Source organism: Peribacillus sp. S4 (assembly GCF_046715815.1).
In the GTDB taxonomy this organism is placed as follows: Bacteria; Bacillota; Bacilli; order Bacillales; family DSM-1321; genus Peribacillus; species Peribacillus frigoritolerans.
Genome location: NZ_CP175708.1, coordinates 3,768,682 through 3,787,171, shown reverse-complemented (window position 1 = coordinate 3,787,171; position 18,490 = coordinate 3,768,682). Strand labels below are relative to the sequence as shown.

The 18,490-nt window shown below is 41.9% G+C and carries 23 protein-coding genes; 19 read left to right on the top strand and 4 right to left on the bottom strand.

Annotated elements, in window-relative coordinates; translation table 11 throughout:
- Window positions 1-20: 20 nt before the first annotated feature.
- Window positions 21-233 (bottom strand): DUF2536 family protein, encoded by a 213-nt coding sequence (locus tag ACJ9PY_RS18020; RefSeq protein ID WP_048682770.1) that lies wholly within the window; start codon window positions 231-233, stop codon window positions 21-23.
- A 154-nt stretch (window positions 234-387) separates the two neighbouring features.
- On the opposite strand from ACJ9PY_RS18020, the gene ACJ9PY_RS18015 reads away from it, so the two are divergent.
- The 8 genes from ACJ9PY_RS18015 to ACJ9PY_RS17980 all read left to right on the top strand — a co-directional run bounded on the left by ACJ9PY_RS18015 (window position 388) and on the right by ACJ9PY_RS17980 (window position 8,960).
- On the top strand, window positions 388-1,026 hold the full coding sequence (locus tag ACJ9PY_RS18015; RefSeq protein ID WP_034308611.1) for a class I SAM-dependent DNA methyltransferase: 639 nt from the start codon (window positions 388-390) through the stop codon (window positions 1,024-1,026).
- 16 nt (window positions 1,027-1,042) lie between these two features.
- Entirely contained in the window at window positions 1,043-1,738 is a 696-nt protein-coding gene (gene mtnN, locus ACJ9PY_RS18010) for a 5'-methylthioadenosine/S-adenosylhomocysteine nucleosidase (protein ID WP_098865775.1), read from the top strand.
- Window positions 1,739-1,832: 94 nt separating this feature from the next.
- Window positions 1,833-2,756, top strand: a complete 924-nt coding sequence (locus tag ACJ9PY_RS18005) for a PLP-dependent cysteine synthase family protein (protein ID WP_411738665.1) — start codon at window positions 1,833-1,835, stop codon at window positions 2,754-2,756.
- A 1-nt stretch (window position 2,757) separates the two neighbouring features.
- Window positions 2,758-3,894: a bifunctional cystathionine gamma-lyase/homocysteine desulfhydrase gene (locus ACJ9PY_RS18000; RefSeq protein ID WP_034308604.1), complete on the top strand. Its 1,137-nt coding sequence runs from the start codon at window positions 2,758-2,760 to the stop codon at window positions 3,892-3,894.
- Window positions 3,895-4,010: 116 nt separating this feature from the next.
- Entirely contained in the window at window positions 4,011-4,277 is a 267-nt protein-coding gene (locus tag ACJ9PY_RS17995; RefSeq protein ID WP_411738664.1) for a YrhC family protein, read from the top strand.
- A gap of 679 nt (window positions 4,278-4,956) precedes the next feature.
- Window positions 4,957-5,097 (top strand): YrzI family small protein, encoded by a 141-nt coding sequence (locus tag ACJ9PY_RS17990; RefSeq protein ID WP_076365157.1) that lies wholly within the window; start codon window positions 4,957-4,959, stop codon window positions 5,095-5,097.
- A 697-nt stretch (window positions 5,098-5,794) separates the two neighbouring features.
- On the top strand, window positions 5,795-6,517 hold the full coding sequence (sigK, locus tag ACJ9PY_RS17985) for an RNA polymerase sporulation sigma factor SigK (RefSeq protein ID WP_034308596.1): 723 nt from the start codon (window positions 5,795-5,797) through the stop codon (window positions 6,515-6,517).
- Between the two features lie 652 nt (window positions 6,518-7,169).
- The gene (locus ACJ9PY_RS17980; protein WP_411738663.1) at window positions 7,170-8,960 is read left to right on the top strand and encodes a M3 family oligoendopeptidase; all 1,791 of its coding nucleotides are present in this window, start codon (window positions 7,170-7,172) and stop codon (window positions 8,958-8,960) included.
- Between the two features lie 66 nt (window positions 8,961-9,026).
- Here ACJ9PY_RS17980 and pssA read toward each other — a convergent pair whose 3' ends face one another.
- The gene (gene pssA / locus ACJ9PY_RS17975) at window positions 9,027-9,566 is read right to left on the bottom strand and encodes a CDP-diacylglycerol--serine O-phosphatidyltransferase (RefSeq protein ID WP_034308587.1); all 540 of its coding nucleotides are present in this window, start codon (window positions 9,564-9,566) and stop codon (window positions 9,027-9,029) included.
- Window positions 9,567-9,711: 145 nt separating this feature from the next.
- Between pssA and ACJ9PY_RS17970 the strand changes: the two genes are divergently transcribed.
- A complete protein-coding gene (locus ACJ9PY_RS17970; protein WP_098865771.1) occupies window positions 9,712-10,497 on the top strand; it encodes a phosphatidylserine decarboxylase in 786 nt (261 codons plus the stop codon).
- 53 nt (window positions 10,498-10,550) lie between these two features.
- Here ACJ9PY_RS17970 and ACJ9PY_RS17965 read toward each other — a convergent pair whose 3' ends face one another.
- Entirely contained in the window at window positions 10,551-10,691 is a 141-nt protein-coding gene (locus ACJ9PY_RS17965) for a sporulation histidine kinase inhibitor Sda (protein WP_034311351.1), read from the bottom strand.
- Between the two features lie 466 nt (window positions 10,692-11,157).
- Here ACJ9PY_RS17965 and ACJ9PY_RS17960 point away from each other — a divergent pair, with 466 nt between their 5' ends.
- From ACJ9PY_RS17960 to ACJ9PY_RS17925, 8 genes are read left to right on the top strand one after another with little or no spacing between them, the layout of a single operon-like run.
- Entirely contained in the window at window positions 11,158-11,679 is a 522-nt protein-coding gene (locus ACJ9PY_RS17960; protein WP_034308582.1) for a YqeG family HAD IIIA-type phosphatase, read from the top strand.
- Window positions 11,676-12,785: a ribosome biogenesis GTPase YqeH gene (gene yqeH, locus ACJ9PY_RS17955; RefSeq protein ID WP_411738662.1), complete on the top strand. Its 1,110-nt coding sequence runs from the start codon at window positions 11,676-11,678 to the stop codon at window positions 12,783-12,785. Before ACJ9PY_RS17960 ends, yqeH begins: the two co-directional genes overlap by 4 nt.
- Window positions 12,786-12,805: 20 nt before the next feature.
- Complete coding sequence (gene aroE / locus ACJ9PY_RS17950; protein WP_411738661.1) at window positions 12,806-13,648, top strand: shikimate dehydrogenase; 843 nt, start codon at window positions 12,806-12,808, stop codon at window positions 13,646-13,648.
- Window positions 13,642-13,932, top strand: coding sequence for a ribosome assembly RNA-binding protein YhbY (gene yhbY, locus ACJ9PY_RS17945; RefSeq protein ID WP_034308574.1), 291 nt, complete (start codon window positions 13,642-13,644; stop codon window positions 13,930-13,932). Before aroE ends, yhbY begins: the two co-directional genes overlap by 7 nt.
- Before the next feature lie 11 nt (window positions 13,933-13,943).
- Window positions 13,944-14,513: a nicotinate-nucleotide adenylyltransferase gene (locus tag ACJ9PY_RS17940; RefSeq protein ID WP_034308571.1), complete on the top strand. Its 570-nt coding sequence runs from the start codon at window positions 13,944-13,946 to the stop codon at window positions 14,511-14,513.
- Window positions 14,503-15,075 carry a bis(5'-nucleosyl)-tetraphosphatase (symmetrical) YqeK gene (gene yqeK, locus ACJ9PY_RS17935; protein ID WP_054400178.1) on the top strand — a complete coding sequence of 191 codons (573 nt, stop codon included), beginning with the start codon at window positions 14,503-14,505 and terminating at the stop codon, window positions 15,073-15,075. The genes ACJ9PY_RS17940 and yqeK overlap by 11 nt, the downstream gene beginning before the upstream one ends.
- Window positions 15,075-15,431, top strand: coding sequence for a ribosome silencing factor (gene rsfS, locus ACJ9PY_RS17930; protein WP_034308569.1), 357 nt, complete (start codon window positions 15,075-15,077; stop codon window positions 15,429-15,431). Before yqeK ends, rsfS begins: the two co-directional genes overlap by 1 nt.
- Window positions 15,428-16,171, top strand: a complete 744-nt coding sequence (locus ACJ9PY_RS17925) for a class I SAM-dependent DNA methyltransferase (protein ID WP_057278859.1) — start codon at window positions 15,428-15,430, stop codon at window positions 16,169-16,171. The genes rsfS and ACJ9PY_RS17925 overlap by 4 nt, the downstream gene beginning before the upstream one ends.
- A gap of 97 nt (window positions 16,172-16,268) precedes the next feature.
- Here the strand turns inward: ACJ9PY_RS17925 and comER are convergent, their stop codons facing one another.
- The gene (gene comER, locus ACJ9PY_RS17920) at window positions 16,269-17,099 is read right to left on the bottom strand and encodes a late competence protein ComER (protein ID WP_222619912.1); all 831 of its coding nucleotides are present in this window, start codon (window positions 17,097-17,099) and stop codon (window positions 16,269-16,271) included.
- Window positions 17,100-17,209: 110 nt separating this feature from the next.
- Here comER and ACJ9PY_RS17915 point away from each other — a divergent pair, with 110 nt between their 5' ends.
- Both ACJ9PY_RS17915 and ACJ9PY_RS17910 read left to right on the top strand, forming a co-directional pair.
- Window positions 17,210-17,845 carry a helix-hairpin-helix domain-containing protein gene (locus tag ACJ9PY_RS17915; protein WP_411738660.1) on the top strand — a complete coding sequence of 212 codons (636 nt, stop codon included), beginning with the start codon at window positions 17,210-17,212 and terminating at the stop codon, window positions 17,843-17,845.
- Window positions 17,846-17,913: 68 nt separating this feature from the next.
- Window positions 17,914-18,474: a ComE operon protein 2 gene (locus tag ACJ9PY_RS17910; RefSeq protein WP_057278857.1), complete on the top strand. Its 561-nt coding sequence runs from the start codon at window positions 17,914-17,916 to the stop codon at window positions 18,472-18,474.
- Window positions 18,475-18,490 lie beyond the last annotated feature (16 nt).

Here is an 18,490-nt window from a genome sequence, read left to right as displayed (position 1 = left end):
TCGGGGGTTTTTCATGGTGATCATTTTTTAGCTTTAAAGTGGACGACTGCACTATAAAAACGTCTGCCTTCTTCACTTACATACATTTGGTGTGACACGGATTCCACCTGAAGCATGATCGCTTTATTGATTTCAATTTGTGATTGGATTTTTTCTTCAAGATTCTTGATGCTTTCTGCCTCGAAAAATTCTATTTTATCTTCGAATAAGTTTAAGTCGAGTTGAAAACTCATGACTGTTCCCCTCCAACATTCAGATACTGTTAGTTTAACACCATTTTGTCCGAATCTGAACCTAATGAATTTGCCTAAAAACAAGAACTGTTTCTCTGTTTATTTCATAGTATGCTTATAGGTTTTATTATCTTATAATAAAAGGTGATTAAAAATGGGCAGAGAATTTATCGATTTATTTGAAGAATGGTCGAAATCGTATGATGATACGGTTGGTGGACACGATATTGAGTATCAAGAGGTTTTTAAACATTATGATGGCATATTGGACAGCGTCACCAATCGGGCTTTTGGTCATGTGCTGGAGTTCGGGGTGGGTACCGGGAATTTAACGGAAAGACTTTTGAAGAAGGGCCTAAAGGTATCGGGAATAGAACCTTCTCCTGCGATGAGGGAAATAGCGGTAAGCAAGCTGAGCGGAAAAACAGAAATTGTAGATGGTGATTTTATCGATTTTCCGAAGCCGGAACAGGTTGATTCGATCGTGAGTACGTACGCGTTTCATCATTTAACCGATGAAGAAAAAGAAAAAGCGATAGCCAACTATGGAAAGTTACTGAATACTGGTGGTAAAATAGTGTTTGCTGATACAATGTATCAATCAAAGGAAGCTCATGAACGAGCGATTCAAGATGCAAGGCAGGCAGGCTTTCATAATTTGGCGAACGATTTGCAAACGGAATATTATACTACGATTCCTTTTTTGGAAAAAGTGCTTGAAGCAAATGGATATAAAGTGAACTTCGAGCGCTGCAATCAATTCGTCTGGATCATGGAGGCGGAAAAATTATAGGAAGAGGTTTTTACTAATGAAGGTAGCCATAATCGGAGCAATGGAAGAAGAAGTTACGATTTTACGTGATAAATTGGAAGGGTTGGAGCAGGTGACCATTGCCGGTTCCGAGTTCAATACAGGCACACTGAATGGTATCGAGGTCATTTTACTTAAATCGGGTATCGGTAAAGTGAATGCGGCAATGTCCACTGCAATCCTGTTAGAAAAATTCAAACCGGATGCGGTCATCAATACTGGCTCTGCCGGCGGTTATCATCCAGATCTGAATGTAGGGGATGTGGTCATATCCAAGGAAGTGCGGCACCATGATGTCGATGTGACGATTTTTGGATATGAATACGGTCAAGTACCTCAGCTGCCTGCAGCTTTCACACCGGATGAAAAGCTTTTTGCAATCGCAGAAGAAGCAGCAAAAGAAATCGAGGATATACAAGTGGCGAAAGGGTTGATCGTGACGGGGGATTCTTTCATGAATGATCCTGACAGGGTTGAATTCGTCAGAGGGAAATTCTCTGATTTATACGCGGTGGAAATGGAAGCGGCAGCCATTGCACAGGTAGCCTTCCAATTCAAAACACCGTTTGTCATCATTCGTTCCCTTTCGGATATCGCAGGTAAGGAGTCCAATATTTCCTTTGATAAATTCCTGGAAACTGCGGCTCTTCATTCAGCGGCACTGATTTTGAAAATGGTTGAAAAAATGAAATGAATGGTAAGTGATCAGCGGAAGCTTTTCTGCTGATCATTCTTTATTGCATAATCCTCATTAAATTGGTAGGATAACTAAGAAAGGATGTCCGAATATGAAAGTCTTTAAAAATATTCATGAGCTGATAGGGGAAACACCGATGATGGAAATCACCCATTTCCCGCTTCCGGATGAAGTCCGTATCTTTGCCAAACTGGAATACTTCAATCCGGGAGGCAGTGTGAAGGATCGGCTTGGTCAAGAACTGTTAGCCAAAGCGCTGCAGACAGGGAAGGTGAAAAAGGGCGGGACGATCATCGAACCGACTGCCGGGAATACCGGGATTGGCTTGGCGTTGGCTGCGATAAACAGTGGGGTGGACGTGATATTTTGCGTTCCGGAGAAATTCAGTACCGAGAAACAGGAATTGATGCGTGCCCTTGGAGCGAATGTGATCCAAACCCCGACAGAGGAAGGGATGACAGGAGCAATCGCCAAGGCTAAGGAGCTGCTGGCTGAAATTCCGGGATCATATTGTCCCCAGCAGTTCGCCAACCCTTCCAATCCTGATGCCTATTATAAAACGCTGGGACCTGAAATATGGGAACAGATGGAAGGCGATGTGGATGTGTTTGTTGCCGGTGCCGGGACGGGCGGGACATTCATGGGAACATCGCGATATTTGAAAGAAAAGAACGCTGCTGTCAAAACGGTCATTGTCGAACCAGAAGGATCGATTTTAAACGGCGGAAAAGCAGGTCCCCACAAAACAGAGGGGATCGGGATGGAATTTCTACCCGCCTATATGGATGAAACGTATTTTGACCAAATCCATACGATAAGCGATCGTGACGCTTTCGATATGGTGAAGGAATTGGCGATTAAAGAAGGCCTACTTGTCGGCAGTTCTTCCGGTGCGGCATTTGCAGCGGCCATGAAAGAAGCGGCCAAGGCTTCCCCGGGGGCGAATATCGTCGTCATATTTCCGGATTCAAGTGAACGATACTTAAGCAAAAAAATTTATCAGGGAGGAATGTAAAATGAGAAAAAAAACACAATTGATCCATGGCGGCATTTTTGGTGATGAACAAACAGGAGCGGTTTCGGTGCCGATTTATCAAGTGAGCACCTATAAACAGGATGGTCCGGGGAATCATCGGGGCTATGAATATTCCCGTACAGGCAACCCGACCCGCCATGCCCTCGAAGAATTGATCAAGGATCTCGAGGAAGGAAAAAGAGGTTTCGCCTTCGGATCAGGAATGGCAGCGATGACTGCGGTTATGATGCTGTTCAGTCATGGTGATCATGTATTGATGACAGATGATGTTTATGGAGGTTCTTTCCGGGTCATCACTAAAGTGCTTAACCGCTTTGGGGTGGAAGCTACGTTCATCAATACGAGTGATATACACTCGATCGAAAAAGAGATAAAGGACAATACGAAAGCACTGTTCATTGAAACTCCGACGAATCCATTATTGAAAATCACCGATTTGGAAGAAGTATCAAAAATAGCAAAAGAAAACGGCATCCTCACCATTGTGGACAATACCTTCAGTACGCCTTACTGGCAAAATCCGCTTTCACTTGGAGCCGATATCGTGCTTCATAGCGCAACGAAGTATCTGGGGGGACACAGCGATGTTGTAGCGGGTCTTGTCGTGGTGAATGATGAAAAGATTGGCAATGACCTTCATTTCATCCAAAACTCCACAGGAGGCGTGCTGGGGCCCCAGGATTCATGGTTGCTGATGCGAGGAATTAAAACGCTGGGAATCAGGATGGAAGAACATGAAAAAAACACATCTCAAATCGTTCGTTTCCTATCCGGGCATGAAGGCGTTTCGAAAATCTATTACCCAGGTCTTGAAAACCACCCAAATCATGATATTGCCAAAAAACAATCGCGTGGATTCGGCGGTATGGTTTCATTTGATGTCGGCAGTGCGGAAAAGGCCGAGTCCGTTTTGAACAAAGTGAGATACTTTACACTTGCGGAAAGTCTGGGGGCAGTGGAGAGCTTGATTTCGATTCCGGCTTTGATGACACATGCTTCCATTCCGGCTGAGCGTCGTGCAGAACTTGGGATAACGGATGGGTTGATTCGTATTTCAGTAGGTCTGGAAGATGTTGAAGACTTATTGGAAGACTTGGAACAAGCGCTGCAAGGATAATCGTTTAGGGCCCCGAAATTCATAGCTGACTGCCATTATTTACACCCTGTCATTTGGAATAAATATGGTAGAATGAGATATCGATATCTTATTAGCTTGAAAGAAGGTGGAATGGCATGAAAAACCGCAAAAAACAAACAGCGGCAATGCTGCGTTCGAAAATGGTCGATTTTAAACAATTTGCGATCACTTTGTTATGTGTGGGTTCGTTCTTCTATATAGGAACCATCCTTCCCACTGGCGACAAAGCGATGATTGACACATATGTCTATATGGGAACGACAATCATGTTCCTGGGCATATCCATAGTATTTTTCTCATTATCAAAAAAATATAAGAAGATCTTGGCCGAAATGGATGACCAGGACACTTTACAACAATAGAAGCAAACCTTAGTTTAGACAAAGGGGTTTTATCTAAATTTCAAAACAAAGGCGATTGGAACGGTGCGAGACTCCTGCGGGAAAAGCGCCGAGGGCGGACCGCCCACGGAAAGCGAGTGCCTGACGAGGAAATCGACGTTCGAGATTTTACAAACCCTCATTAAATCTGTAGACAAACTCGAGTTTGTCTACGGTCTGTCCTGATTCTTTTAAAGAATCAGGTTTTTTTATTTTTCAATTGTTGTAGCCCATTAAGGGGCAGATTTATCATACGACTTACCTCCTTAAGGCAATAATGACTATTGAAAATGGGTAAAAAGATCGAAATTTTCAAAAAAATAGGCAAAAGCCGTTTACAATTTTCGAATTTGTGGATATACTTACCAAGTAATAAAAAATATTCCAAAGGAGGTCGAAGAAAATGACATTGTATCTACATGGAGTCGTCGCAATCAGCCGGTCCGTTTCAAATGACAATCACATAACATTCGACCTGTGCCAAGCGGAATATTTCTAAAGCAATTTGGCTTTATTAATCATTCAGACATAGCGGCCGCAGGGAGAAGTGTTTTATCCTGCGGTCTTTTTATATTTTCTAAAAAAGCCCGCAGGAGGACGTAACTTTCTGCGGCCTTTTTATGCCTTTTTGTTGGGCCGCTCCCTTAAAGGAGGTGATATTATGACACTGAATATGCTTTTTTTCACAATCACGATTAAAATGAAAAAAATGACTGCCGAGGAATGTTTGCAACAGGAGAGAATCCACAAGATTCGAGAAGAACATCTAGATAAAGCGTTGAAGCATCGTCCTTTTTTCTAAAAACATATGAGGTAGGTATTCCGTTCAAAAAAAATAAAAGAAAGGTGGAGGTTAATATGTTGAACTTGTTTTACGTAAAAGGAGAGAAGCGTTGCTATTGGCAGGAGAAGGATACCGGCTAACGTATTTGCCGGTGCATGGCCAGCATTGTCATGGTTTGTATGTATAAGAACAGCGGAAGCATTGGAAACGTGATGAATTGAAGAGATGTTGATCAAGATGGTCATGACGCTGATCAACTTTGAACGCCAACGTTAGATATGAATAGGTAAAATGGGAAAACTCGGCCTGATGGCCGAGTTTTTTTCTTTGCCTGAATCAGCAGCACGGACCTGACCCACCATAACCAAATCCACATCCCGGCAACCACCAAAACCCGAAAATGAGCAATAAAATCAGGAGGACAATAAACAGGCCATAACCAAAGCCGTAACCGGACCCTGAATAACAAGGCGCAGGAGCCGGATAACCATAGCTGCATCCGTATGGTCCATAGTTATATCCCATCGCAAAAACCCCCTTTCCCTAAAAAATTCCCTATCATTATATGAACATTTGCCTTCGTTCGTTTGGGAATTCATCCAGGCTGGTTTGAACTTTTAACACTTTCACGATTTCTTTTAGCGGGACAGGCACGAACAAGCCCACTGTTGCATAGGTATGAATAGGGAAGCCAAAGAAACGGGGGATGAAGCCAATGCCCGGAATACTTACAGTTGTCGGTTATATTATCAAAGAATTTTACTTATTCGTTTCCTATGTGAAAAACAATGCTTTTCCCCAGCCCTTGTCATCTCAGGATGAAAAGAAATATCTGAAGCTTATGAGTGAGGGGGACGGTGATGCCCGTAACATCCTGATCGAGCATAATCTCAGGCTTGTTGCCCATATCGTCAAGAAATTCGAGAATACGGGCGAAGATACAGAGGATTTGATTTCGATTGGGACAATTGGTTTGATAAAGGCCATTGAGAGTTATTCGGATGGGAAGGGTACGAAGCTGGCCACATATGCGGCGCGATGCATTGAGAATGAGATCTTGATGCATTTACGAGCGACAAAGAAAACAAAGAAAGATATTTCCCTGCATGATCCGATCGGTCAGGATAAAGAAGGAAATGAAATCAGTTTAATCGATGTACTGAAATCGGAATCGGAAGATGTCATCGATACGATTCAGCTCAATATGGAAATTGAAAAAGTGAAAAAGTATATTGATATTTTGGATGAACGCGAAAAGGAAGTCATCGTAGGCAGGTTTGGACTGGATTTGAAAAAGGAGAAAACCCAGAGGGAAATCGCTAAAGAGCTTGGCATTTCCCGCAGTTATGTATCAAGGATCGAAAAACGTGCTTTGATGAAGATGTTCCATGAATTTTACAGGGCAGAAAAAGAGAAGGAAAAGAAAGCTAAAGGATAGGAATGGTAAACAAAGAGAGTGCGGGGAAATTCCCCGCACTCTTTTTTTAATATTTATTTCTGATCAAATCTGTAAATGCATGATAAATCTCGATTCCCTGAAAAAGGAACAGACGTGAAGCGGTTAAAGAAAAGACCCCTACCATAATTAGTCGAAACCACATATGAATCACTCCTCCATTTTATTTTTTATAAAATGTCAGAGCGTGAGGCTACGTAATTCGCCTGATAAAAAACGGGACTGAGATATCGCCGTCGAAGATTCGACGGAAAATAAAGAAAGCCCAAAATGGTAAATTCGAAAATGAGTATTACGATAAGTGACTGCCATGAACTAAAGGACGGCACGAAAGGCTGTTTCTTGTCGGCCTTATCCCAATGGTGAACATCGGTATGTTCTTCAATGGTTAGCTGCTGTGCATGATGGTGGAACTGTATGGGCAGTGTCCAAAGGAGCAGGATGATGGCAGACATGTGAATAAAGAATTTCATATGAATCAACCACCCCTTTCCCAAGATTATATTCATCATAACATGCTTTTAATCTGGGATATAGAAAAATGTTCTGAAAAATACTGAAAATTCCTTTTAATTAGAAAAATATTGAATGAACCTCTATAATGGGGTTAGTGATAAAAAGGGGGCAATTTAGTATGGGATATTCTATGACATGGGATTTGGATATCTTTTTTAAAGGGGGAAGCTCTTCTAAGGAGTTCCTGATTTTTTTAGATGAATTCAACGAAGAGGTAAAAGAATTAGACAGGCTTGTAAGCAATATCAATCCGGTAGGAAATGATGAATTCAGTTTAATCCAGGCATTTGATCTTTTTAAAAATACAAATATGAAATCTTCGCAGGCAGGTGCTTTCATTGGATGCCTGGAAGCTCAAAATGCGCAGGATAAGAAGGCTGGTCAGCTGCGGATCAAACAAATGAAGATAGTCGCTTCACTAAAAATGGTGTTAAGCAAGCTGGATGAAAAGTTGATGCAGCTTGATGATGCATTTTTCATGAAAATCCTCGAAAAAGAACCATTGAATGAATTGAAATTCGTATTGAATGAACGTCGGGAAAAGGCAAAGGAAAAGCTTTCCGTGAAGGAAGAATCATTAATCACCCAATTGGCCATGGACGGTTTTGAAGGTTGGAGCCAAATGTATGATACGATCGTCGGGTCAATGACCATCCTTTATAAGGGTGAAAAGCTTTCTGTAGGCCAAGCGGCGAATAAATTTTCTGATCCTGATGAAAGGACCCGGAAAGAATTATTTACAGCGTGGGAACAGGCTTGGGAGGAAAAAAGTGACCTGTTTGCCCGGACTTTGAACCACTTGGCTGGCTTCCGTCTCAGTGTGAATGAAAAAAGGGGCTGGGATGATATTTTGAAAGAGCCTCTTGAAATAGGAAGGATGAAAAAAGAAACCCTCGAAAGCATGTGGAATGTAATTGCTGATCAAAAAGAGCCGCTTGTGAGATTTTTAAAAAGGAAAGCGGAGTTACTGGATTTGGATAAATTAAGTTGGGCGGATTTGGATGCACCGCTCGCTGTTACGGCAGAATCCAAAGTAATGGATTATCAAGAAGGTGCAGACTTCATCATCCAGCAATTCGCTAAATTCGGCTCTCAATTAGCGAACTTCACCCAAAAAGCTTTTGAAGACAGCTGGATTGAAGCTGAGGACAGACCAGGTAAGAGACCAGGCGGTTTTTGCACCGGCTTTCCATTGAATAAGCAGTCAAGAATTTTCATGACGTATTCGGGCACACCGTCCAATGTATCGACATTGGCTCATGAATTGGGACATGCATTCCATTCTTATGCGATGAGGGATATCCATCCATTGAATCGGTCATATGCAATGAATGTGGCGGAAACCGCTTCCACTTTTGCTGAAATGGTCGTAGCGGATGCAGCTGTTAAGGAAGCAGCCAGTGAGGAAGAAAAGCTGGTGCTTTTAGAAGATAAAATTCAGCGTTCCGTGGCATTATTGATGAATATCCATGCCCGCTACTTATTCGAAACTAGGTTTTATGACGAGAGGAAGCAAGGATATGTCAGTGCCGAACGGTTGAATGAACTGATGGTCGATGCACAAAAAGAAGCTTATGGCGATGCTTTAAGTGATTATAATCCAACTTTCTGGGCTTCAAAGCTCCATTTTTATATTACAGGTGTACCATTTTATAATTTTCCGTATACATTCGGTTACTTATTCTCATTAGGCATATACGCGAATGCTCTGAAAGAACCTGAAGGATTCGAAGAAAAATATATCGCTCTATTAAAGGATACCGGTTCCATGAAGGTCGAGGATTTGGCGGAGAAACATTTAGGCGTCGATTTAAAGACCCGGGATTTTTGGGAGGAAGCAGTCAATGCCTGCATGGAGGATGTAGAAGAATTCATGCGTTTGACCGACCCATTAGTCCGAAAAGCATAAGATGGGTTTAGGTGGAATAGGAACAAAAGAAAGCGGATGTCCGGTTTAGGACATCCGCTTTTCTTATTAAACTTTCTTCAGTTTAAATGGACTGACCATGAGTAATGATAATATAATCATGAGGGATAAGAAAAAGACCGGATGGAAATACGGAATGGCTAAATAACTTAAAGTGGCGATGCAGCCCGCAACCGTAATGGGCACTCCTGTAAAATATCCATTGCTTTCACTTATATTGAAGCGGGCGAGACGAAACGCGCCACAGCCAATATAGAAAACCGTGAAGAGTGTGCCAGGTGCTCCGAATTCTATCAATATTCCTTGGTATAATAATAGAGCCGGTGCGACGCCAAAGGATATGATGTCACACATGGAATCAAGTTGCTTACCCAATTCCGATTCAATGTTGAATTTCCGTGCAACCATACCGTCAAAGCGATCTGCAAGGGCAGCCAGGAAGATTAAAAGCAAGCTTAAATTCAATTGACCGTGCATCACGGCAATTATCGCAAATCCACCAAGGGATAAATTAATTAAGGTAAGTATATTTGCTGTTTGTGCTTTCACTTTTTTAATGGTTTGATCTAGGGCGTGTAATAAAAACATCTTTTCACTCCTTTCAAGTGAAACAAATTAAAACAAAATATAGTAAACATAAGTATTTATTATATAATAATATTTTATTTAATACAATTTATGCAAGAGGATTTTAGAATAATTTTACAATTTTACAATTTGGAGTGGTTATATTTTGTTTCAGTCTTTGTATCGCGTTCTTATTGAACTGACGAATGGTCAGTATTCATCAGGTTTATTAAAACACTTTAGCCAATCTCGTTGGAGCAGGCCCTTAATTTTACTTTATGTAAAAACATTCAAGCTTAATACACAGGAATTTGGTAAGGAGTTAAAAGCATATACCAATTTGCACGAGCTATTTACAAGGCAGTTAAAGGCTGACGCGAGGCCAATTACGGCAGTTCCATCTGCTGTAGCTAGTCCCGTGGACGGTGTACTTGAGGACTCAGGGGAGATACACGCTGATAAAAAGATCGTCGTTAAGGGAAAGGTATATTCAATGGAGGAAATGCTCGGGGATGAGCTTTTATTGGAAAAGTACTTAGGCGGCAAATATCTCGTGTTATACTTAAGCCCGAGTCATTACCATAGGATCCATGCGCCTATCAAGGGTTCCGTGGTCAAGCGATGGACGCTTGGAAGGAAATCATACCCCGTTAATAAATGGGGGATGAAATATGGAAAAGAGCCTTTATCAAAAAATTACCGGACAATAACTGAACTACAAAATGAGGCGGGAAATCTGGCAATGGTGAAAGTCGGGGCCATGTTCATAAATTCGATCGTCATTACTGATGATTCGGATCAATTGGAAAAAGGGCAGGAGTTTTCTTATTTCAGCTTTGGGTCCACAGTTGTGCTTCTTTTTGAAAAAGGAAGTTTTGAACTTGAAGGAAACAAATCCATTCCCGCAGATGTCCGTGTAGGTGAAACAATCGGATTCATGAGAGCGGTCTAACTGTAAATATAAAATAAGAGGCTGACATTTGATGTCAGCCTATGTATTTCATATTAAAATATGGACCGGATTTTATGTGTTAGGGACCTTCGATGAATTTCCGTTTCTATGAGGCGGATGAAATCGGTACTCAACTTTAAATTCTGTGCTTTAAAATAGGATTCAAGCAACAGGTCATCAGATAGTTTTTGCATCAGAACGCCACTTAAGGGCTGCTCACCTCCAGTAGGGATTGCGAGGAATAATTTGGTGTTTACCTGCATATATTGATAAGTCTTCCTTGATGTACCCCTACTGTATCAGAAATAAACTTGGAGAACAATCGTTCTGTTATCCACAGATGAAAGTGGATAACCTGTGGTTAAGTTGTTTGCAAAGTGAACGAAATGGTGCCCATCAGTATGGAAAATGTTAGTAAAGTTATCCACAGGTTGAATAAATGAAATTTTTGTCGAAATCTTTTATGAATAATTAGTTCTTTGGTTCTGGTCTGCCTGCAAATTTCCCATTATTTAAAGAAATATGACTTTCCATATCAGAAAACATACATTATGATGTTTCTTTACCGTCAGCCATTCTTTCCTAATTTTTTTTGAAAGTGGGCTGAAAATTCGATATGATGGAAACGGTAAATTTTAATGAAAATATAGAGGTGCCAATATGCTTAAATTATTTTTGCCGAGTGAACATGTTAAAAGCATTTTTAATATAGATCCTCAAGAATTGAAAAAAAGAGGGATTAAGGGCGTCATTACCGATTTGGATAATACTCTCGTTGAATGGGACAGGCCGACTGCTACCCCCGATTTAATCAAATGGTTCGACAATATGCGGGATCATGGGATTTTAGTGACGATTGTGTCCAATAATAATGAAAATCGGGTTCGGGCTTTTTCCGATCCGCTTCACATTCCGTTTATCTTCCAGGCCAGAAAACCGATGGCAAGGGCTTTCCATAAAGCCCGTAAGACAATGGGGTTGAAATTAGAAGAAACGGTGGTAATCGGCGATCAGTTATTGACGGATGTATTGGGAGGGAACAGAGGCGGGTTTCATACGATCTTAGTGGTCCCTGTCGCACAAACCGACGAATTCAGAACAAGGATCAATCGTTATTTTGAAAGAAAGATCATGGCGTTTTTTAAACGAAAAGGAATGATAGAATGGGAGGATCACAATTGAACAATCATCAAGAATTAGTGTGCATCGGCTGCGGTGTGAAGGTCCAGACTGAAGATCCGAAGGAGTTGGGCTTTGCCCCTAAATCGGCTCTGGAAAAAGAGAGCATCGTTTGTCAGCGCTGCTTTAAATTGAAACATTATAACGAAGTTCAGGATGTATCCTTAACAGACGATGACTTCTTGAAAATCTTGAATAAAGTAGGCGAAACCGACTCTTTAATCGTCAAAATCGTCGATATTTTTGATTTCAATGGAAGCTGGCTGCCTGGCCTTCATCGATTTGTAGGAAGAAATGATGTTCTTTTGATCGGAAATAAGGTCGATTTATTGCCTAAATCGGTAAAACCGAACAAGTTGATCAATTGGATGAAGCAATCGTCCAAGGAATTGGGTCTTAACCCGATCGATGTCCTGCTTGTCAGTGCGGAAAAAGGAAAGCACATACTTGAAGCGGCGGATGCGATCGAGCGGTATCGCAGAGGAAAAGATGTCTATGTGGTGGGCTGTACGAATGTAGGAAAATCGACTTTCATCAACCGTCTTATAAAAGAAGTGAGCGGTGAAAGTGATATCATCACGACTTCCCACTTCCCTGGGACTACCTTGGATATGATTGAAATTCCTTTGGATGATGAACAAGCATTGATCGATACACCTGGAATCATTAATCATCATCAAATGGCTCACTATGTGGACAAACGGGACTTCAAGGTGATTATGCCGAAAAAGGAAATCAAGCCGAGAGTGTACCAACTGAATGAAGGGCAGACGCTATTTTTCGGAGGGTTGGCCAGGTTGGACTATGTCTCAGGCGGAAGGCGTTCATTGACTTGCTACCTTTCGAACGAATTGAATATTCACCGTACGAAACTGGAAAATGCCGATGAATTGTATAAAAACCATGCAGGGGAATTACTGACTCCCCCAAGGCCGGAACAAATCGAGGAATTTCCGAAGCTGATTCCACATGAATTTTCCTTGAAAGATGGTAAAATGGATATTGTGTTTTCTGGTCTTGGCTGGGTGACAGTCAATGAGCAAGGGGCGAAAATCGTTGCACATGTTCCAAAGGGCGTCAATGTGATCGTTCGCAAATCATTAATCTAAATATAGGGGTCGTCTAGTCTATGAAAAAGATATATGGGGTAATGGGAGATCCAATTGCACATTCGATGTCACCGGACATTCATAATGATGCATTTGAAAAAGAAAATATAGAAGCGGTTTATCACCATTTTCATGTGACGAAAGAAGGTTTGAACGATGCCGTGAAAGGCATGAAAGCCCTTGGTATAGAAGGGTTTAACATCACGATCCCTCATAAGACTTCAATCATCCCTTTCCTTGATGAAGTGGATGAACTGGCCCTGGCAATCGGGGCTGTAAATACGGTTGTTAACAAAAATGGTCGGTTTATAGGGTATAATACAGACGGAAAAGGATTTTTTAAATCTTTATGCGATGAAATATCAGGTGACATCAAGGCTAAAAAAACGTTAGTGATCGGAGCAGGCGGTGCTGCGCGTGCGATTTATTTTACCCTCGTGAAAGAAGGGGTAAAGCAAGTAGATATTGCAAACCGGACAAAGGAAAGAGCAGCCCAGCTTGTTTCTGATTGCCCTTATGATAAAGTATCGAAGGCACTCTCGATTATCGAAGCGGAAGAAAGCTTATCACAATATGATTTAATCATCCAAACGACTTCTTCTGGAATGAGTCCTGAACTGGATCATTCGCCATTAAAGGTCGACCAGCTTAAAACCGGTGCAATTGTCAGTGATATCATCTATAACCCTCTAAAAACCAAGCTGCTGCGTGAAGCTGAGGAAAAAGGGGCGGAAACGCAAAATGGTCTGGGAATGTTCATCAACCAGGCCGCACTTGCCTTTGAGATATGGACAGGCATTATGCCGGATACAGCAAGAATGACAGATATTGTCTTGAACAAACTAGGAGGTAACACATGTTAACAGGAAAACAAAAAAGATTTTTACGATCAAAGGCCCATCACCTCAATCCAATTTTTCAAGTTGGTAAAGGCGGAGTCAATGATAATCTCATCAAGCAAATTGGTGAGGCGCTTGAAGTACGTGAATTGATCAAGGTCAGCATCCTGCAAAACTGTGAAGAGGACCGCAATGATGTGGGGCTTACTTTATCAAAAGGTGCACGGGCTGAATTGGTTCAGATTATCGGCAACACAATTGTGCTATATAAAGAATCAAAAGAAAACAAACAACTTAAATTACCTTAAGGAACCTATCTATGAAAAAAATTGGAATTCTTGGCGGTACATTCAATCCTCCGCATATCGGGCATTTAATTATAGCCAATGAAGTGCTGGATGCCCTTGAGCTAGATGAAATCAGGTTCATGCCAAATCACGTTCCTCCACATAAGGAAAAATCGGAGGAAGTAACCGATATGGACAGGCTGGCCATGTTGGAAAACGCGATAGCCGGAAACCCATCTTTTTATATTGAGGGTATTGAAATAGAAAGAAAAGGCACATCTTATACGTATGACACGATAAAATTGCTTAAAGAACTTGAGCCAGCCAATGAGTTCTATTTCATAATTGGCGCAGATATGATTGAGTACTTACCGAATTGGCATCGTATCGACGAGCTGGTGCATATGGTCAATTTCGTCGGGGTAAAGCGCCCTGGATATAATGAGAATACCTTATACCCGATCACGATGGTGAAAGTCCCGCAGATGTTCATTTCGTCTTCCATGATACGAAGGAAGTTAAGAACAGGGAAAACCGTGAAGTATTTAATAGCAGATCCAGTGGTGAAGTATATTAAAGGGAATGGTTTATATGAATCGTGAGAAAGCATTGGCGCTGGTCAAAGAACAAATCACCGAGCGCAGGTACATTCATACCTTGGGTGTGGTCGAGTCAGCGATTGAACTTGCTGAACGATATGGTGCCGACGTCAAAAAAGCGGAACTTGCAGCCATTTTCCATGATTATGCAAAATTTCGTCCTAAAGAAGAAATGGAGCAAATAATAATCGCTGAAAAAATGGACCCGGCGTTACTTGAATATAATATGGAGCTGTGGCACGCTCCTGTCGGGGCTTATCTGGTGAATAAGGAAGCAGGCATTCAGGACGCTGAAATCTTGGATGCGATTGCCTATCACACGTCTGGCAGGGTTGGCATGAGCCTTTTGGATAAAGTCGTATACCTTGCTGATTATATCGAGCCGGGGCGTTCTTTTCCCGGTGTCGACGAAGTCAGGCAGACAGCAAAGCAAAATTTGGATCATGCTGTCATCCAGGCTTTAAGGAATACAGTTGTTTTTTTAATGAAAAGAAATCAGGCAATTTACCCTGACACATTTAAGACATATAATGATTTGATCATGAATTTGAAGGAGAAGATGTAATGACTGAACGTGAACTTCTTGTAATTGCAGCAAAAGCGGCGGATGATAAAAGAGCAGAGGATATCGTGGCATTGAACATGCAAGGTATTTCCCTTGTAGCGGATTACTTTTTGATCTGCCACGGTAATTCTGAAAAACAAGTACAAGCAATAGCTCGTGAAATGAAGAGCAAAGCTGATGAATCAGGAATCAATGTAAAGCGTCTTGAAGGTTTTGACGAGGCGAAATGGGTGCTTGTGGATCTTGGCGATGTAGTGGCCCACATTTTCCATAAAGATGAAAGAAACTACTATAACCTTGAACGTCTATGGGGAGATGCACCTTTTGAAGATCTAGAGAGTGAACTGACTTCATGACTTACGAACGCTTTGCCTATGTATACGATGAATTGATGAAGGACGCACCTTATGAAAAATGGCTGATGATCCTTACGGCGAAGCTGGAACAGTATGGAATTGGTGGAAGGAAAGTCCTGGATTTGGCATGTGGAACCGGGGAAATGACCGTTGAATTGGCGCAGCACGGATTCGAAGTCACCGGCGTGGATTTATCTGATGAAATGCTTCTTGTAGCTAATGAAAAAGCGGTTAAGCTTGGATTATCGATTCCGCTTTTCCAGCAGAATATGGCAGAACTCGAAGGACTTGGCCAATTTGATTGTGTCACGATTTTTTGTGATTCGCTGAACTACCTTCGTGACGAAGAGGATATCGTCAAGACGTTCAGCCGGGTTCATGAGCATTTGAAGGATGGCGGATTATTCATGTTTGATATCCATTCCCTATATAAAATGGAAGAAATCTTTAGTGATCATACGTTTGCTGTCAATGGTGAAGAAGTATCCTATATATGGGATTGCTTCCCGGGTGAAGAACCTTACAGTGTGGAACATGATTTAAGTTTTTTCGTAAGGGATGATGAAAGCGGTCTTTATGACCGTTTTGATGAGTTGCATTATCAACGGACCTATCCGGTTGAACAATATAAAAAGTGGCTGGAGCAAGCAGGTTTCACGGTTTCAGAAATTCTGGCGGATCTTGAAGAAGCACCGCTTGTAACGGAAACCGAAAGAATCTTGTTTGTAGCCAGTAAATGATAAAGAGGTCAAGATCTCCGTTCGTACTAGGACGATAGGAGGTCTGACCTCTTCTTTTTTTTACTTTTAGAAGGAATTGAGATTTTGATTACGAATATTAATAAGGATGGCCGAACTGTTTTTCAACTTCGTGAAGATCCTCTGCAAACTTTTCATGTGTCGCTTGAAAAAGATGATGGAACATTTCCCCGGTTTCAGCTTCTAAAACCTTGATCCCCTCACCTGTTATTCCACCTTTTACACAAACCTTTTCCTGTAAGGTCGGCAATGTATAAACCCCTTTACCGAGCAATTCCCCTAAGCCGACCAGCATATTCTCAGTCAAAGTCGTAGCCGTTTCTTTATCTATCTTCGTCGTTTGGCAAGCCGCGTCAATGAAAGCTTGAGCTAAATAGCTGAAGAAGGCAGGGCCGCAGCTGACAATATCGGAAGCTACCCGGGTGATATCATTTTCAATGATGACCGGTGCCGATATGGCGGAGGCCAAATCAAATAAAGCTGACACTTTCTCCTTACTGCAGCTCTCGCTGAAACTCAGTAACGATACGCCTGAACCCACACGGTTCGTTATACTCGGGATAAAGCGGGCACAGGGTGCATTCACTGCCGATTCGAGCTGGGAGACGGAAAGCGGGCTTGTGATGGAAATAACCAGCTGATCCCTTTTTATATGCTGTTTGATGCCTTGTAATAGGCTGTTAATTTGCAATGGTTTTACACAGAGAAAGATAAAGTCCGCTTGTTCGACGATTTCGGCTGCGCTTTCCGCAACCTTTATACCCGGATGTTTCTCTTTCAGCACCAATGCTTTGGAAAGTGTGCGATTTGTAATGATTAGATCTGCCGGATTCAATATTTTTGCCTCCAGCCATGCCTCGATTAAAATGGTACCCATATTTCCGGTTCCGATAACACCGATTTTCTTCAATTCCGATCAACTCCTCTCACTTAAAGCGATTGATTCTCCTAAAAACACTATGTATTTTTAATCTGTCCTATGACAATGTATCGTGCGAAATCCAATAAGGAGGTAAAGAAATGGAAGGGATTTTAAAAAGGAAAATGACGATGATTACCGTTGCTGTGGCGTTTGTGGCAGGGGGCATTTACTTTTTTTCTCAACAAGGGGAGGATCCGGCTGATACGGAAGATATATTTTCGATTACTGCAAAAGAAGCTGAAATGGAACAAAGTGTAAATGAATCTGCTGCCGAGCCTGAGATCATTAAAGTGGATGTTAAAGGAGCGGTCAAGTCCCCGGGCATCTTTACTGCACAGGCAGGTGATCGGGTGATTGATTTGATTTCGGCTGCGGGCAGTTTTACGGAAAAGGCTGACACGGATAAAGTGAATTTTGCCCAAATCATCGAAGATCAAATGGTCATTTATGTTCCGGAAATAGGTGAAGAAGACAAAGGGGACTTGGAGAATATACAAGTCGGGACGTCTGGTGATGCCATCACTAAGGGTACGTCAGGAGGGCTGGTGAACTTGAATACTGCTACACAGGAAGATTTGCAAACCTTGACGGGAATTGGACCATCCAAAGCGAATGCGATCCTGGAATACAGGGAGACGATAGGGAAATTCAAGGAGGTCGATGAATTGAAGCAGGTTACGGGAATCGGCGATAAAACGTTTGAAAGGTTACGGGATTCCATTTCGGTGAAATGAATGCTACACAAATGGACAGGAAGAGGGTAAAATTGAAGAAAATCATTCTAGGGGTAAGGGGATACAACATGAACAGAATTAGTTGGGATCAATATTTCATGGCACAAAGCCATTTATTAGCTTTAAGAAGCACATGTACACGCCTCACTGTAGGGGCGACCATCGTCAGGGACAATCGAATCATTGCTGGGGGATATAATGGGTCCATTGCGGGAGGGACGCATTGTATTGATGACGGCTGTTATGTAATTGATAACCATTGTGTCAGAACGATACATGCAGAAATGAATGCACTTTTACAATGTGCGAAATTTGGGGTGCCGACTGATCAGGCGGAAATATATGTGACGCATTTTCCGTGTCTTCAGTGCTGTAAATCACTCATCCAAGCTGGCATAAAGGCCGTTTATTATGCCGAGGATTACAAAAATCATCCATATGCCCTCGAATTATTCAAACAGGCGGGTGTCAAGACCGAGAAGGTTGAAGCAAAAGGGGCCATCGATGTGAATGGAAAACAAAAAAAGGACTTTGTATTCTCATTGCTAGCTCAACTTGAACAAAACGGTCTGGGAAAAGAAGATTTATTGGAACTGGAAAAGCAGGCCAATCAGATATTCGAAAATTAAATAGGACGGGGGGCAG

Excerpts from the sequence above, each read along its gene's own strand:
- ACJ9PY_RS17980 (WP_411738663.1), top strand. The coding sequence starts at position 7,170 with ATGGGATATTCTATGACATGGGATTTGGATATCTTTTTTAAAGGGGGA.
- ACJ9PY_RS17915 (WP_411738660.1), top strand. The coding sequence starts at position 17,210 with ATGGAAGGGATTTTAAAAAGGAAAATGACGATGATTACCGTTGCTGTG.
- ACJ9PY_RS18005 (WP_411738665.1), top strand. The coding sequence starts at position 1,833 with ATGAAAGTCTTTAAAAATATTCATGAGCTGATAGGGGAAACACCGATG.
- ACJ9PY_RS17910 (WP_057278857.1), top strand. The coding sequence starts at position 17,914 with ATGAACAGAATTAGTTGGGATCAATATTTCATGGCACAAAGCCATTTA.
- rsfS (WP_034308569.1), top strand. The coding sequence starts at position 15,075 with ATGACTGAACGTGAACTTCTTGTAATTGCAGCAAAAGCGGCGGATGAT.
- ACJ9PY_RS17995 (WP_411738664.1), top strand. The coding sequence starts at position 4,011 with ATGAAAAACCGCAAAAAACAAACAGCGGCAATGCTGCGTTCGAAAATG.
- ACJ9PY_RS17965 (WP_034311351.1), bottom strand. The coding sequence starts at position 10,691 with ATGCAAAAACTATCTGATGACCTGTTGCTTGAATCCTATTTTAAAGCA.
- sigK (WP_034308596.1), top strand. The coding sequence starts at position 5,795 with ATGCCCGGAATACTTACAGTTGTCGGTTATATTATCAAAGAATTTTAC.
- yqeK (WP_054400178.1), top strand. The coding sequence starts at position 14,503 with ATGAATCGTGAGAAAGCATTGGCGCTGGTCAAAGAACAAATCACCGAG.
- ACJ9PY_RS18015 (WP_034308611.1), top strand. The coding sequence starts at position 388 with ATGGGCAGAGAATTTATCGATTTATTTGAAGAATGGTCGAAATCGTAT.
- aroE (WP_411738661.1), top strand. The coding sequence starts at position 12,806 with ATGAAAAAGATATATGGGGTAATGGGAGATCCAATTGCACATTCGATG.
- ACJ9PY_RS17925 (WP_057278859.1), top strand. The coding sequence starts at position 15,428 with ATGACTTACGAACGCTTTGCCTATGTATACGATGAATTGATGAAGGAC.
- ACJ9PY_RS17940 (WP_034308571.1), top strand. The coding sequence starts at position 13,944 with ATGAAAAAAATTGGAATTCTTGGCGGTACATTCAATCCTCCGCATATC.
- yhbY (WP_034308574.1), top strand. The coding sequence starts at position 13,642 with ATGTTAACAGGAAAACAAAAAAGATTTTTACGATCAAAGGCCCATCAC.
- ACJ9PY_RS18020 (WP_048682770.1), bottom strand. The coding sequence starts at position 233 with ATGAGTTTTCAACTCGACTTAAACTTATTCGAAGATAAAATAGAATTT.
- ACJ9PY_RS17960 (WP_034308582.1), top strand. The coding sequence starts at position 11,158 with ATGCTTAAATTATTTTTGCCGAGTGAACATGTTAAAAGCATTTTTAAT.
- mtnN (WP_098865775.1), top strand. The coding sequence starts at position 1,043 with ATGAAGGTAGCCATAATCGGAGCAATGGAAGAAGAAGTTACGATTTTA.
- pssA (WP_034308587.1), bottom strand. The coding sequence starts at position 9,566 with ATGTTTTTATTACACGCCCTAGATCAAACCATTAAAAAAGTGAAAGCA.
- ACJ9PY_RS17990 (WP_076365157.1), top strand. The coding sequence starts at position 4,957 with ATGACACTGAATATGCTTTTTTTCACAATCACGATTAAAATGAAAAAA.
- ACJ9PY_RS18000 (WP_034308604.1), top strand. The coding sequence starts at position 2,758 with ATGAGAAAAAAAACACAATTGATCCATGGCGGCATTTTTGGTGATGAA.